Origin of the sequence: Pseudoalteromonas simplex (assembly GCF_015278155.1) — a bacterium.
Classification (GTDB): domain Bacteria; phylum Pseudomonadota; class Gammaproteobacteria; order Enterobacterales; family Alteromonadaceae; genus Pseudoalteromonas; species Pseudoalteromonas simplex.
Window position 1 is genome coordinate 1 of record NZ_JADILN010000015.1, and the last position, 15,510, is coordinate 15,510.

Below are 15,510 nucleotides of genomic sequence, written 5' to 3' on the forward strand. Positions count from 1 at the left end.
ATAATACATCCTTAATTTTTCGAGTCAACACTTAATTTTAAACTTTCTTTTTAGACCGTTTTAAACCGAAGTTTTACTTAACTCTGTGTCACTTTGTTCAGCGCTTTTCATTGCTGCCCGCCGTGTCAGTGGATGCGCATTATAGGGATGCGAAGAATTAACGCAAGCACTTTTTGAAGGTTTTTTTGATTATTTTCGAATTAGTACAATAACCATACAAATAAAGGGCTACAGAGAGGTTTTAGCTCAAAAAGCAGTCATTTTTGTGAGGATAAAATGGCATAGAACAAGCGACATACATTAAATTAGCTATGTCGCTTTTTATTTTTATAAGGCGGATTAGTTAGTAGAAATTTCCCAAACAGCGATTGAACCCGAAATTTCATTACCAACAACTAGCAATGCTTCATTCGTTGCACTTTGTTCTGCAGGTATAAATGTCATACCTTCAGGAGCAAGATCACCTGTTATATCTGCATCAGCTTCTAGGCCACGATTAAAAAAGTAATCTTGGAATGTCACATTGTATGGATTAGTAATATCAAACACCATAATGCCACCCATACGCTCTAACCCGATAAATGCAAATGTACGTTCGCCAATCGTACCCAGTGCTAACGCTTCTGGTTCTGCACCTTTGTCATCAGAGCGACTATCACCGTCATTTTCATCTTCGTTATTATTGAATGCTGCTCCGTGAACTGATGCAGTAATACGTGAGATTTGATCGCCCGAGTCAAAAACCACCATGCCGTTACTATCCCAGATAGTAAAAGAGCGGGCACCATATGCATAGAGTGATTCATATTCGCCATTATTATCTTCATCACCTTTAACAGTGGTCACTTTTAAACGGCCAATATCACTGTTGTCATTGTTCAGGTAATCAAAATTGCTTGCCAGTGTTAAGTCTTTAGCTCTAGTTTCATCTATATATGATAAACAACCATCATCTTCATCGTAATCTAGACCACCTTTTGCTAAACAATCAGCTTCGTCGGTTGTATCAAAGAAGTATTCTCGTGCATCACCTTCGTTCGCTGTGACAATAAAGTTAGCACCTTTCCAGCTAAAGCTTGAAATCGTATCTGGTTGATACATGCCATAGAGGCCAGGGTACGATTTAAAGTTAACGCCACCGTCTTTATCAGATGCATCAAAAAGTAAATTAGACCAATCTTTAAAACCTAATCCTTTAAGCTCGAGGCTATTATCTTCAAGATTGACGATAGCAAGGGCGTTATTTTCTTGTAGTGAGACGTAGGCAAACTTATTGTCTTTCGAAACGCTGATGTATTCAGGTTCTAAATCCATTGCTACGGTTGTATTAATCAAGTTACCGTTGATTGTTCGACCTGTCGGGTTAGCAAATACAATCCCAAGTTCTTCAAGCTCTGCTTGTTTGTCGTTATAAGCCGAAAAAGTAATGCTAATAGCAGTATCTGCAATTACACCATCATTAATATTAATAATGCTGATAGAGCCTTCAGGGTCAATGCTATAGTCACCATTAGGTTCACCTTCATTTGCAACCAGTACTTTATTGCCATCATGGCTAAAAGTAACCATGTCGGGCAGGGCGCCTACAGATACATTTTTAATAAACTGAGGCTCGTCGCCACTAATATCATAAAATGCGATTAAACCTGCATCACCGGTATTACTAGCTGCCATTGCAACGGCTAAAAGTTCATTATTAGCATCAATCGCGATACTGTTCGCATCACCCACACTGTGCTCATTAAGTGCAAGGGTAATCTCTGAGGTTAAATTAGTGCCGTTTATAACCCCTTCGTTATCTTTAACTAAAGCTGCACGGTCAAAGCTATCGGCTTTCATGATATTAACGACCGCAGAATCACCGGAACTATTGATAGCAAATATTCGTTGTTTAGATGCTTGGTAAGCAACAATTTCCGCAGCACCTTCAGGGCTTTCTGCGTTCAGCACTGCACGGCCGATAAGATTTATAGTTAAAGCAGCGTTTGCATCTGTACCATTTGCTCCGTCATTTCCGTTTGTACCATCGGTGCCATTTACTCCATCAGTTCCATTTTGACCTGCAGGACCTTGCTCACCTTGTAGGCCGTCTTTGCCGTCGTCACCGTCTAATGAGCAGCCAGAAAGAATGGTTAAAAGTGATAGCGCAATAATTGATCTTTTTAACATTATTATTTTTCCTTGGAGTTGTATTGAGGCAATTACAACACGCAGGCATTACAACTATATGGCACTTTTATGAGAACAAAATTTAGTCATAAAAAAAGCGAGTATAAACTCGCTTTTTATTTATAAATTAGTAGGGTAGCTCATTACTTTTTAGTTGGGCGCTTCCAACCAGTAAGGTTACGTTGTTTACCACGAGCGACTGCAAGCTGATCATCTTCAACAGTATTAGTGATAACAGAACCTGCGCCAATCGTTGCCATTGAGCCAATATTAACAGGGGCCACCAGTGATGAATTAGAACCGATAAAGGCGTTATCTCCAATAATGGTTTTTGATTTATTTACGCCATCATAGTTACAAGTAATAGTCCCTGCGCCAATATTAACTTTTTCGCCAACTTCAGTGTCGCCTAAGTAGGTTAGGTGGTTTGCTTTTGAGCCTTTACCTAAGCGAGTCTTTTTCATCTCAACGAAGTTACCAATGTGCGAGTCTTCTTCCATAATCGCACCAGGGCGAAGGCGGGCATAAGGACCTAAAGTACATTTAGCAGCAACACTGGCTTCTTCAACAAGTGAGTTAGCTTTAATAACAACGTTATCGCCGATAGTACAATCTTTAAGTACGCAATTTGGGCCAATTTGTACGTTATTACCCAGAGTTACTTTACCTTCGAAAATAACATTAACGTCGATCAGTACGTCTTCGCCAGTCGTTACTTCACCACGTACATCAATACGAGCAGGATCAGCAAGTGTTGCGCCGTTTAGCATTAGCTCTTCTGCTTGCCATGCTTGGTATGCACGTTCAAGCGCTGAAAGTTGTACGCGATTATTAGCACCTTCAACTTCCATCGGATGCTCAGGCTGTGCAGAAGTAATTTCAACCCCTTCACTGTGTGCCATAGCAACAATGTCTGTTAGGTAGTATTCACCTTGGGCGTTATTGTTAGATAGGTTACCTAACCAACGTTTGAGTAGCGCACCATTAGCAGCCATAATACCGGTATTGATTTCTTTAATCGCAAGTTGCTCAGGTGAAGCATCTTTTTGTTCGATAATACCTACTAGCTTGCCATTTTCACGGATCATTCGGCCATAACCTGATGGGTCATCTAAGGTAACCGTTAATACTGCTAAGCCTTTTTCTGGAGTCGCAGCAAGTAGCTTTTCTAAGGTCGCGCGTTTTGTTAGTGGCACATCACCATAAAGAATTAATACGGTGTCATCATCGGCAATGTGTTCTTTAGCAACAGCAACAGCATGACCCGTACCGAGTTGTTCTTCTTGTAATACCCAGTTTACTTGGTTGTGCGATAGGGCTTCTTGAAGCTGATCACGGCCATGACCATAAACAAGATTTGTTTCACGAGCGCCAAGGGCAGTGGCATTATCAATAACGTGCTGAACCATAGGTTTGCCAGCAACTTTGTGTAATACCTTAGGTAGAGCAGAGCGCATACGGGTGCCTTTACCCGCAGCAAGAATAACGGTAGTCAGAGACATTAAAACAATATCCTTCTTTCTTTGTTTTAGGTGTGCAATATTTTGTGAGTTCTGGAAAACATACAAAGTTGTGTAAGTCACATCATGTGTAAATACGCAATCCTAATGTGTTGGACTGAACCTTGAATGAAACAGCTATTCACTATTAATTTACACTATTGTAGCGAGCTTTGATGAAGGATATAAGTATAAATATAAAGTAGGGTGCTAAACGGTGAATTTTAGGCACAAAAAAGCCCACGTTAAGTGGGCTTTTCGAAAACCGAGTAGGCTTACTTTTTACGTAATTGTTGAATTACGCGAAGTTGAGCGATTGCTTCAGCAAGTTGCACTGCAGCTTGTTGATAATCTAACTCAGCAGTTGACGTATTCGCCATTTGCTCTTCAGCATCACGTTTAGCTTTTTCAGCCGCTTGCTCGTCTAGGTCTTCACCACGTACTGCAGTATCTGCAAGAATCGTGATGCGATCCGGTTGAACTTCTAGCGTGCCGCCAGCAATATACATCACGTCTTCGTGACCAAATTGCTTAACTAAACGTACCATACCAGGTTTTAGGGCAGTTAATAATGGAGCGTGACCATAGTTAACACCAAGGTCACCTTCACTACCACTCACTTGAATCGATTCAACCAGACCAGAGAACAAGCTCTCTTCTGCGCTTACTACGTCAAGATGTACAGTCATAGCCGCCATACTACCCTCCTAATTACATGCTTTTGGCTTTTTCTTGAGCTTCTTCAATAGAGCCAACCATGTAGAACGCTTGCTCTGGCATATCATCAAACTCACCGTTTAAGATACCTTTGAAGCCAGCAATTGTGTCTTTAAGTGACACGTATTTACCAGGCGCGCCTGTGAATACTTCAGCAACGAAGAACGGCTGAGATAGGAAACGCTGGATTTTACGTGCACGAGATACAACTTGCTTATCTTCGTCAGAAAGCTCGTCCATACCTAGGATTGCGATGATGTCTTTAAGTTCTTTATAACGTTGAAGAACTGTTTGAACACCACGCGCTGTATCGTAGTGCTCTTGACCGATTACTAGTGGGTCAAGTTGACGTGAAGATGAATCAAGTGGGTCTACCGCAGGGTAGATACCAAGTGAAGCGATATCACGAGAAAGTACTACTGTTGCATCTAAGTGAGCAAACGTTGTTGCTGGAGATGGGTCAGTTAAGTCATCCGCAGGTACGTATACCGCTTGGATTGAAGTGATTGAACCCGTCTTAGTAGATGCGATACGCTCTTGAAGTACACCCATTTCTTCAGCAAGAGTTGGTTGGTAACCTACTGCTGAAGGCATACGACCTAGAAGTGCTGATACCTCTGTACCCGCTAGAGTATAACGGTAGATGTTATCAACGAAGAAAAGTACGTCACGACCTTCGTCACGGAACTTCTCTGCCATAGTAAGACCAGTTAACGCTACGCGTAAACGGTTACCCGGTGGCTCATTCATTTGACCGTATACTAGAGATACTTTATCTAGTACGTTTGAGTCGTTCATCTCATGGTAGAAGTCATTACCCTCACGAGTACGCTCACCAACACCTGCGAATACTGAGTAACCGCTGTGCTCGATTGCGATGTTACGGATAAGTTCCATCATGTTTACGGTTTTACCAACACCGGCACCACCGAATAGACCAACTTTACCACCTTTAGCGAATGGACATACAAGGTCGATTACCTTGATACCAGTCTCTAAAAGTTCTACTGAACTTGATTGTTCTTCATAAGAAGGTGCTGCACGGTGAATAGACATACGCTCTTCTTCACCAATTGGACCAGCTTCATCAATAGGGTTACCTAATACGTCCATGATACGACCTAGTGTCTTCGTACCTACTGGAACGTGGATTGGCTGACCTGTACCTTCTACTGCAGTACCACGACGTAAACCGTCAGTAGTACCAAGTGCGATACCACGTACCACACCGCCACCTAGCTGTTGTTGAACTTCTAAAGTTAAACCAGCTAAGTCGCCATCTGTTACTTTTAGTGCGTCATATACGGCTGGCACGTTGTCTTGTGGAAATTCGATATCCACAACGGCGCCGATAATTTGGACGACCTTACCTAAACTCATGTCTATTCCTCTCATTAAACTTTGCCGAAGCGTTAAACTGCTGCCGAACCGCCAACAATCTCACTAATTTCTTGTGTGATTGCAGCTTGACGAGCCTTGTTATAAACAAGCTGTAACTCATCCATAAGGTCGCCTGCGTTATCAGTTGCAGCTTTCATTGCAACCATACGGGCAGCCTGTTCAGAGGCAGCGTTCTCAACTACACCTTGGTATACTTGAGACTCAATAAAGCGTACTAACAGAGCTTCTAAAATTGCTTCTGGGTTTGGCTCATATAAGTAATCCCAAGAATGTTGAGATACTTCTTCTTCAGCTTTTGGCAAAGGGAGTAACTGATCGATTGTTGGCTCTTGCTTCATAGTATTAACGAACTTGTTAAATACTACGTATAAGCGGTCAATTTTACCTTCAGAGTATGCATCTAGCATTGTCTTTACAGGACCAATAACGTCTTGTAGTGAAGGTGTATCTCCTAAGTTCGCTTTTTTAGCGACTAACTTACCGCCAAAACGTTGGAAAAAGCCAGCTGCTTTGCTACCTAAAGTAGTAAATTCAGCTTCAACGCCTTTTTCTTTCCACGCTTTAACATCTAGGGCAACTTTTTTGAACTCGTTTGAGTTCAAGCCACCACATAGACCACGGTCAGTAGAGATAACAATATAACCAACTCGTTTTACTTCACGCTCTTCTAAGAAAGGGTGAGTAAAATCAAGATTTGCTTGAGCAACACGACCAATCACTTGGCGTAAGTTTTCAGCGTATGGACGGCTTGACGCCACACGTTCCTGCGCTTTTTTCATTTTAGACGCAGCAACCATTTCCATTGCGCTGGTGATCTTTTGAGTATTCTTGATACTCCCGATCTTGCTTTTAATCTCTTTTCCGCTGGCCATGACTCTCTCTCCGAATCAGGTGGGCTTTAGTTGCCTAAAGCTCACCATTCATAACTAAATTACCAAGTTTGCGTCGACTTGAACTTCTCTAGAAGTTCTTTAAGTTGAGCTTCAATCTCAGCGTTGTAGTTACCAGTTTCATTGATTTGAGCCATTAGCTCTGCGTATGTGCTGTTTGCATAAGAAATTAGGCCAGCTTCGAAATCCATGATTTTCGCGATTTCGATGTCTTTTAGGTAGCCTTTTTCAGCAGCAAATAGCGACAGAGACATTTCAGCAACAGACATTGGTGCGTACTGTTTCTGCTTCATTAGCTCTGTTACGCGCTCACCATGCTCTAATTGAGCACGTGTTGCATCGTCAAGGTCAGACGCGAACTGCGAGAACGCAGCTAATTCACGGTACTGAGCTAACGCTAGACGGATACCACCACCTAGTTTCTTAACGATTTTAGTTTGCGCTGCACCACCAACACGAGATACCGAGATACCAGCGTTAACAGCTGGACGGATACCTGAGTTGAATAAGTCAGTTTCTAAGAAGATCTGACCATCGGTGATAGAGATAACGTTTGTCGGTACGAACGCAGAAACGTCGCCGCCTTGAGTTTCAATGATTGGCAATGCCGTCAATGAACCTGTTTTACCTTTCACTTCACCATTAGTGAACTTCTCAACGTAATCAGCGTTTACACGTGATGCACGCTCTAGAAGACGTGAGTGAAGGTAGAATACGTCACCTGGGTATGCTTCACGGCCTGGTGGACGCTTAAGTAGTAATGAGATTTGACGGTAAGCAACAGCTTGCTTAGATAAATCATCATATACGATTAGCGCGTCTTCACCACGGTCACGGAAGTATTCACCCATAGTACAACCAGAGAATGGTGCTAGGTACTGAAGTGCCGCAGATTCAGAAGCTGATGCAACAACAACAATCGTGTTTTCTAATGCACCGTGCTCTTCTAACTTACGTACTACGTTAGCGATAGTAGATGCTTTTTGACCAACTGCAACGTACACACACTTAACGCCTGTACCTTTTTGGTTGATGATAGCATCGATTGCTAATGCAGTTTTACCAGTTTGGCGGTCACCGATCACAAGCTCACGTTGACCACGACCTACTGGGATCATCGCATCGATAGATTTATAACCAGTTTGTACTGGCTCATCTACTGATTGACGTTCGATAACGCCTGGTGCGATTTTCTCAACAGGTTCAAAACCGTCGTTATCTAAAGCGCCTTTACCGTCGATAGGTGCACCTAGTGTGTTAACAACACGACCAAGTAGACCACGACCAACAGGAACCTCTAGGATACGACCAGTTGATTTAACTTTTACGCCTTCTTTAAGGTCAGCGTAAGGACCCATTACTACAGCACCTACTGAGTCACGCTCAAGGTTTAGTGCGATAGCATAACGGTTGCCAGGAAGCTCGATCATCTCACCTTGCATACAGTCAGCAAGACCGTGGATGCGGATGATACCGTCAGTAACAGATACGATAGTACCTTCGTTACGAGCTTCACTTACAACTTCGAACTGCTCAATACGTTGTTTGATCAGATCTGAAATTTCAGTGGAATTAAGTTGCATGCTCTTTTTCCCAATTACGATTGTAGTGATGTAGCTAAGCGGGCTAATTTGCCACGTACTGAGCCGTCGATTACAGTGTCACCCGCCTTAATGATAAGACCGCCAACAACTGTAGTATCTTCACTACAATTCAGCTTAACTTTGCGTGCGAAACGTTTTTCAAGTGCCGCTACCAATGTTGCTTGCTGCTCAGCAGCAAGCGGTGTTGCAGAAATCACGTCAACGTCGATTTCTTGGTCGTAGTCCGCTTTAAATTCAGCGAATAACTCAGCAACAGCAGGCAGTGCAACTAAACGTCCATTTTCAGCCATCACCTTGATTAGGTTCTGACCTTGTTCGTTGAGCTGCTCTGCACAGATCTTGATAAACAGATCTGCTTGTTCAGTAGCAGTAGGCAATCCAGCTAGCGCGGCAGCGGCTTGCTCGTTGCTGGCAACATGGCCAGCAAAGAACAGCATGTCGTTCCAACTTTCAACAGTGCCTTTTTCAACGGCAAGTTCAAAAGCCGCTTTAGCGTATGGGCGAGCGATAGTAGCCAATTCAGACATGCTCATACCCTCCTAATTACAGCTCAGCGACAAGTTTTTCAACGATGTCACTGTGTGCGGCTTGATTGATTTCGCGCTCTAAAATCTTCTCAGCACCAACCACTGCCAGCGTCGCTACTTGTTTACGTAGTTCTTCTGTTACACGGTTACGCTCTGCTTCGATTTCAGAGTGCCCTTGAGCAATAATTTTTTCACGCTCTTGTTGACCACGAACAGTTTCTTCGTCAACGATTAGCGTGGCACGCTTTTTAGCTTGTTCAATGATATCAGCCGCTTGAGCTTTTGCCTCTTTAAGCTGCTCAGCAGCTTTCTTTTGCGCAAGTTCTAAGTCTTTTTCGGCTCTATCAGAGGCAGCTAAACCATCTTCGATTTTCTTCTGGCGAGCTTCAATTGCACCATTTAGTGGTGGCCATACGTATTTCATACAGAAAAGTACGAAAACCGTAAATGCAATTAATTCACCGATAAGAGTGGCTGTTAAGTTCACGACCGCTCCTCCTTAAAATAGTAAGCTGTTCAAAAAATAATATTAAAGTACGAACAACAATACCATTGCGATACCAACACCGATCATAGCTACGGCATCGATTAGACCAGCAAGGATGAACATCTTAACTTGTAATGAAGGTGCAAGTTCAGGTTGACGAGCACAAGCTTCTAGGAATTTACCACCCATGTTACCGAAGCCGATAGCAGTACCGATTGCACCGAAGCCGATAAGTAGAGCAACAGCGATGTACTTAAGACCAATCATTAGTTCCATTTTTTTCTCCAAAGTTTCAATTGTAAATTAAAGTTAAAATTTAAAAGTGTAAAAAATTAGTGATTATCTGAGCTTGCCATGCTTAGGTATACGATTGTAAGCATCATGAATACGAATGCTTGCAGTACGATTACTAAGATGTGGAATACAGCCCAAATAAAGTGCAACGGTAGTTGCATTAAACCAACTGCGCCGATCAAGATGAAAATCAACTCACCAGCATATAAGTTACCGAATAAACGCAGTGCTAACGAGAACGGCTTAGCAACTAAAGCGATTGTTTCTAGTAATAAGTTACATGGGATTAAGAACACCATCGCTAGCTTGTTATTAGAGCTAAACGGGTGAAGGGTTAATTCAGCTAAGAATCCGCCAATCCCTTTGATTTTGATTGCGTAACCGATCATCAGAATGAATACACCAATAGCAAGTGCAGCAGTCATGTTGATGTCTGTTGTAGGTACAATCTTCATGTAAACATCGTGAGAATCCATACCAAATGCTTGCTCGCCAACGAAGCCAGCGAATGCAGGTAGGAAATCAACCGGAATCAAGTCCATTAAGTTCATTAAGAACACCCAAACGAAAATCGTTAGAGCTAATGGAGCGATTAATGCGCTTTTACCGTGGTATGTGTCACGTACGTTGTCGCCAACGAACTCAACGATCATTTCAATGAAACACTGAAATTTACCAGGTACACCGGTATTTGCTTTCTTAGCGGCACTACGGAAGATCCATAAAAATACAAGACCTAGACCGATTGACCATGCGAGGGTATCTATATTCCATGTCCAGAAACCACTGTCTGCACACGCTTTGTTGAAGGCAAGACCAGCGTCGGTCGAGCACATCTTAGCGTTAGTTAAGTGGTGCTGAATATGGCTTGATAGAGTTACTTCTTCTGCAGCCATGTTATATCCCAAAAGTTAATGATTAAAAAAAACGGGCGCAAACAATCCGCTAAATAACACCAATACATAAACACAGAAAAACGGTAATAAAACGACCGTATAAGACTTCAGTATCAGTGCAAACAAAACGATTGTTAGCATAAATTTTAATCCGTTGCCGCGCTTTAGCGAGGCATACACTTGATTTACTCGACTTGCACCCATATAACGGAATGCATAGACAGCAAATACAAAATTAGGGAGTAGTGCAACAGCTCCGCCAGCAAGCGCTGACTGGCCGGCATTGACTCCCCAACCTATAAAAACAATTACTGCAGCGATTAATGCTACGATACCCTGAAGACAAATTAATTTAAATGCGGCAAGCCTATACGGCCTTGCTAACCTATTAGTCACGTTTTGTTAACCTTTAGAACGTTAAATTGTCAGGGTATGAAAACTGGCGAAATTATACTGATTCCTACCAGTTTTGCAACTTGAGTCGACCCTTTGTAGTGCAAAAACACCACAAATGTCTCTTTTTGGACATGTTATTAATTAATGACGGGAATAGTCTTAATTTATACGGCTTAAAATGCCATCCAACTCATCAAGAGTTGTATAAGAGATAACCAGTTTGCCTTTGCCTTTTTTATTGTAGTTTATTTCTACTTTGGCGCCTAAATTTTCAGCAAGTTTTTGTTCTAACTGTTTGACATCCGGATCTTTTTCTTGCACTTCTTTTTTCGGAGCAGGTTCTAAAATAGAGCGAACTAATTTCTCAGTTTCACGAACAGTCAACGCTTTAGCAACGGCTAATCTAGCAGCATCTGACTGCGCTTCGCCTTCAAGTGCCAATAAACAACGTGCATGACCCATTTCGATGTCGCCATGTTCTAACAAGATTTTAACATCTTCGTTAAGGTTATTTAGACGTAGTAAATTAGTCACAGTCGTACGCGATTTACCAACTGCTTCGGCGACTTGTTGATGAGTGAGTTCAAATTCGTTAAGTAAACGATTCAATGCAATCGCTTCTTCCATCGCGTTTAGGTCTTCACGTTGGATATTTTCAATCAATGCGATCGCAACGGCTGCTTCATCTGGTACATCTTTGATGATACATGGAACAGCATCTAATTTTGCAAGTTGAGCAGCACGCCAACGACGTTCACCAGCAATAATTTCATATTTGTCTGCACCAATTTGGCGCACAACAATTGGCTGAATGATGCCTTGAGCACGAATTGAGCTGGCTAACTCTTCTAGCGCTTCTTCAGACATGTCTTTACGCGGTTGATATTTACCCGATTGTAAAAACTCAATCGCTAATTTTTGCAGCTCACCTTTGCTTTGCTCTGCAACTACTTCATAGACTTGCTCTGGTGTTGCTGTCGCTTGTTGCTGATTATTTGCACTTGGGGCAGGTTTTGATGAACTTAATAAAGCGTCGAGTCCTCGGCCTAAACCGCGTTTTTTAGCAGACATGTTATTTTTTTACCTCGAAGTTAGGCTACTGCTGAAGATGTTTTCTCTTTTCTACGTAACATTTCGCCGGCTAGGGCTAAGTAAGCTTTAGCACCACTTGATGCACGGTCATAATACATGGCAGGGGCACCAAAACTCGGCGCTTCTGCTAAACGGACATTACGTGGGATAACGGTACGATATACTTTATCGCCAAAATGTTGTTTGAGTTGTTCTGATACATCATTTGCAAGGCGATTGCGCGGATCATACATGGTGCGCAAAATCCCTTCAATTGTTAACGCTGGATTTACTAGCTTAGATAGCTGCGTAATGGTATCCATTAATGCCGTTAAACCTTCAAGGGCATAATACTCACATTGCATCGGAACTAAAATCGAATCTGCGGCAGCCATGGCATTAACAGTAAGCATGTTAAGTGAAGGCGGGCAGTCGATAAAAATGAAATCGTATTGGTCTTGAATTTGTTCAAGCGCATTACGTAAACGCACTTCACGCGCAAACAATTCCATTAGTTTAACTTCAGCGGCAGTCACATCGCCATTAGCAGCAATTAAGTGATACTCACCTGAGGTTTCTTTATTGATCACTTCATCGATTGGTGTTTCTTCAATCAATAAATCGTAAATAGTCGCAACATCACCGTATTTATCGACACCACTACCCATGGTAGCGTTTCCTTGCGGATCAAGATCGATTAATAACACTTTACGCTTCGTCGCGGCCATCGATGCCGCGAGGTTCACAGCGGTGGTCGTTTTACCAACACCACCTTTTTGGTTTGCTAATGCGATGACTTTTGCCACAGTGCTCTGATCCCTAGTCTTTAGATAGAATGATTAGATGTCTTTGCGCATCTAACTCAGGTACTTCCAAGCTGATTTTTTCATCAAACTTAATACCTTTAGGTAATGAGTCTAGTTCTTCGCTCGGAAATACGCCTTTTAAGGCGATAAATTTACCTGAATGATCAATCAAGTGCGCACACCAGTCAACCATATCTTGTAAAGAGGCGAATGCACGACTTAATACACCATCTAATTTAACACTTGGTTGATATTCTTCAACTCTAGACTGCACTGGGGTTACATTTTCAAGACCAAGTGCATGTTTTACCTGCATCAAAAAGCGTACGCGTTTACCTAAACTATCTAACAATACAAATTGTGTATCAGGTAAAGCGATGGCTAATACGATACCCGGTAAACCAGGACCCGTACCTACATCAATGTAATGTTTGCCTTTAAGGTGTGGTGCAACAACTAAGCTATCCATAATATGTTTAACCATCATTTCTTCAGGTAAACGAACAGAGGTTAAGTTATAGGCTTTGTTCCACTTGTCTAATAATTCAACATATTGCACAAGTTGTTGTTGCTGTTTTTCTGTTAGCGCAATATCAGTTTGCGCTAACAGCGAAGTTAATTGTTGTTGTAACACTGTATTCCTCACCAACTACGCAGTCTTGCGCAGTAAGCCTTGCTTTTTCAGATAGACTAATAATAGCGAAATAGCAGCAGGGGTGATACCTGAAATACGTGACGCTTGGCCAATTGTATCTGGACGACTATCAGTAAGCTTTGCGATAACCTCATTTGATAAGCCAGAAACAGTTGAATAATCAAAGTCTTTTGGTAATACAGTTTGTTCATGACGTAGCTGCTTATTGATCTCATCTTGCTGACGAGCAATATAGCCTGCGTACTTAGTATGGATCTCAACTTGCTCAAGTGCAGCTTGGTTATCAAACTCAGAACCTAAACCATCAATTGCCATTAAGTCGTTATAACGAATTTCAGGACGGCGGATCAGATCTTCAAGGCTCGCTTCACGAGTCAGTGGTGTTTTTAATAACGCATTTACTTGATCAACAGCAACATGATCTTTGTGGATCCATGTTTCTTTTAAACGTTGCGTCTCTTTTTCGATGATTTCCATTTTTTCGTTAAATGCAGCCCAACGAGCATCGTCAACTAAGCCAAGTTCACGGCCTTTAGCAGTTAAACGGATGTCGGCATTATCTTCACGAAGTAATAAACGGTATTCAGCACGGCTAGTAAACATACGGTACGGTTCTTTAGTACCTAATGTTGCTAGGTCGTCAATGAGTACACCTGTGTATGCTTCATCACGACGAGGTGTCCAAGACTCTTTGCCTTGTACTTGTAATGCGGCGTTCATACCCGCAATTAAACCTTGTGCGCCTGCTTCTTCGTAACCGGTTGTACCATTGATTTGGCCTGCGAAGAATAAACCATTAATAAACTTAGTTTCTAATGATTGCTTTAAGTCGCGCGGATCAAAGAAGTCATACTCAATCGCATAACCAGGACGACAAATATGTGCATTTTCAAAACCAGTGATTGATTGCACAATTTCAAGCTGTACATCAAACGGTAAGCTCGTTGAAATACCATTTGGATATAATTCGTATGATGTTAAACCTTCAGGCTCAACAAAGATTTGATGTTTGTCTTTATCAGCAAAACGTACGATCTTATCTTCGATTGAAGGGCAGTAACGTGGACCAATACCTTCAATTACACCTGAATACATAGGTGAGCGATGTAAGTTATTGCGGATCACATCATGTGTTTTTTCATTTGTATAAGTGATGTAACACGGGATCTGCTGTGGGTGATCCGATTGTTTACCCATAAATGAGAATACAGGCGTTGGGGTATCACCTGGCTGTTCTTGCATCTTGCTAAAATCAACAGTACGCGCATCAATACGAGGAGGCGTGCCTGTTTTTAAGCGATCAACACGGAAAGGTAATTCACGTAAACGCTCAGCAAGTGCAATAGAAGGTGGATCACCGGCACGACCGCCTTTGAAGTTCTCTAAACCAATATGGATCTGACCACCTAAGAAAGTACCTACGGTAAGAACCACAGAAGGCGCGCTAAAACGAAGACCCATTTGCGTTACAACACCGATTACTCGATCACCTTCAACGATTAGATCGTCACATGATTGTTGGAAGATCTTTAAGTTTTTTTGATGTTGTAAAGTATGTTGAATAGCTGCTTTATACAAAGCACGGTCAGCTTGTGCACGTGTAGCACGTACTGCAGGGCCTTTAGATGAGTTTAAAGTACGAAATTGAATACCGCCTTTATCAATAGCCTGAGCCATTGCACCACCAAGAGCATCGATCTCTTTAACTAAATGGCCTTTACCAATACCGCCAATTGCCGGATTACAAGACATTTGACCAAGGGTATCCATATTATGAGTTAGCAATAGGGTATTCATGCCCATGCGAGCAGATGCTAATGCAGCTTCAGTACCTGCATGTCCACCACCTACAACAATAACATCAAAACGTTCGTGAAAAATCATTTATGGGATCCTACTTAATCGACCAGCAAAACTTTGCAAAGGGAGCGTATTCTACCTAGAAATTTAGAGAAGATAAATGATTAAACAGTGCTCAAGATCTAAGTGGGTGATCTCTAATAATATAAAGGATCTTTTAAAGAGATCTTTTATTACTCTTATTACTAGTAACGGCTAGATCTGTTGATAATGTTCGCTTTACTATTTAAAACATAAT

Annotated in this window: 15 protein-coding genes; all 15 read right to left on the bottom strand. The window is 42.0% G+C overall.

The window, feature by feature from the left end; all coding sequences use genetic code 11:
• Window positions 1–339 precede the first annotated feature (339 nt).
• Window positions 340–2,169 carry a choice-of-anchor I family protein gene (locus IRQ78_RS18755; protein WP_194442910.1) on the bottom strand — a complete coding sequence of 610 codons (1,830 nt, stop codon included), beginning with the start codon at window positions 2,167–2,169 and terminating at the stop codon, window positions 340–342.
• A gap of 143 nt (window positions 2,170–2,312) precedes the next feature.
• A complete protein-coding gene (glmU, locus tag IRQ78_RS18760; RefSeq protein ID WP_194442911.1) occupies window positions 2,313–3,671 on the bottom strand; it encodes a bifunctional UDP-N-acetylglucosamine diphosphorylase/glucosamine-1-phosphate N-acetyltransferase GlmU in 1,359 nt (452 codons plus the stop codon).
• Between the two features lie 272 nt (window positions 3,672–3,943).
• The gene (locus tag IRQ78_RS18765; RefSeq protein ID WP_054554812.1) at window positions 3,944–4,366 is read right to left on the bottom strand and encodes a F0F1 ATP synthase subunit epsilon; all 423 of its coding nucleotides are present in this window, start codon (window positions 4,364–4,366) and stop codon (window positions 3,944–3,946) included.
• A 13-nt stretch (window positions 4,367–4,379) separates the two neighbouring features.
• Window positions 4,380–5,765 carry a F0F1 ATP synthase subunit beta gene (atpD, locus tag IRQ78_RS18770; protein ID WP_054554811.1) on the bottom strand — a complete coding sequence of 462 codons (1,386 nt, stop codon included), beginning with the start codon at window positions 5,763–5,765 and terminating at the stop codon, window positions 4,380–4,382.
• A 32-nt stretch (window positions 5,766–5,797) separates the two neighbouring features.
• Window positions 5,798–6,658, bottom strand: a complete 861-nt coding sequence (gene atpG, locus IRQ78_RS18775) for a F0F1 ATP synthase subunit gamma (RefSeq protein WP_054554810.1) — start codon at window positions 6,656–6,658, stop codon at window positions 5,798–5,800.
• 59 nt (window positions 6,659–6,717) lie between these two features.
• Window positions 6,718–8,259 (bottom strand): F0F1 ATP synthase subunit alpha, encoded by a 1,542-nt coding sequence (gene atpA / locus IRQ78_RS18780; RefSeq protein WP_054554809.1) that lies wholly within the window; start codon window positions 8,257–8,259, stop codon window positions 6,718–6,720.
• Between the two features lie 14 nt (window positions 8,260–8,273).
• Window positions 8,274–8,807: a F0F1 ATP synthase subunit delta gene (gene atpH, locus IRQ78_RS18785; protein WP_194442912.1), complete on the bottom strand. Its 534-nt coding sequence runs from the start codon at window positions 8,805–8,807 to the stop codon at window positions 8,274–8,276.
• Between the two features lie 16 nt (window positions 8,808–8,823).
• Window positions 8,824–9,294 carry a F0F1 ATP synthase subunit B gene (gene atpF, locus IRQ78_RS18790; protein ID WP_054554807.1) on the bottom strand — a complete coding sequence of 157 codons (471 nt, stop codon included), beginning with the start codon at window positions 9,292–9,294 and terminating at the stop codon, window positions 8,824–8,826.
• A gap of 42 nt (window positions 9,295–9,336) precedes the next feature.
• A complete protein-coding gene (gene atpE, locus IRQ78_RS18795) occupies window positions 9,337–9,570 on the bottom strand; it encodes a F0F1 ATP synthase subunit C (protein ID WP_010561330.1) in 234 nt (77 codons plus the stop codon).
• Between the two features lie 56 nt (window positions 9,571–9,626).
• Window positions 9,627–10,484, bottom strand: a complete 858-nt coding sequence (gene atpB / locus IRQ78_RS18800; protein WP_054554806.1) for a F0F1 ATP synthase subunit A — start codon at window positions 10,482–10,484, stop codon at window positions 9,627–9,629.
• 15 nt (window positions 10,485–10,499) lie between these two features.
• Window positions 10,500–10,880, bottom strand: a complete 381-nt coding sequence (locus IRQ78_RS18805; RefSeq protein ID WP_054554805.1) for an ATP synthase subunit I — start codon at window positions 10,878–10,880, stop codon at window positions 10,500–10,502.
• A 159-nt stretch (window positions 10,881–11,039) separates the two neighbouring features.
• Window positions 11,040–11,951, bottom strand: a complete 912-nt coding sequence (locus tag IRQ78_RS18810; protein ID WP_194442913.1) for a ParB/RepB/Spo0J family partition protein — start codon at window positions 11,949–11,951, stop codon at window positions 11,040–11,042.
• 20 nt (window positions 11,952–11,971) lie between these two features.
• Window positions 11,972–12,757 (bottom strand): ParA family protein, encoded by a 786-nt coding sequence (locus IRQ78_RS18815; protein WP_054554803.1) that lies wholly within the window; start codon window positions 12,755–12,757, stop codon window positions 11,972–11,974.
• 13 nt (window positions 12,758–12,770) lie between these two features.
• Window positions 12,771–13,391, bottom strand: coding sequence for a 16S rRNA (guanine(527)-N(7))-methyltransferase RsmG (gene rsmG, locus IRQ78_RS18820; protein ID WP_054554802.1), 621 nt, complete (start codon window positions 13,389–13,391; stop codon window positions 12,771–12,773).
• Between the two features lie 15 nt (window positions 13,392–13,406).
• Window positions 13,407–15,296: a tRNA uridine-5-carboxymethylaminomethyl(34) synthesis enzyme MnmG gene (mnmG, locus tag IRQ78_RS18825; RefSeq protein WP_194442914.1), complete on the bottom strand. Its 1,890-nt coding sequence runs from the start codon at window positions 15,294–15,296 to the stop codon at window positions 13,407–13,409.
• Window positions 15,297–15,510: the final 214 nt, after the last annotated feature.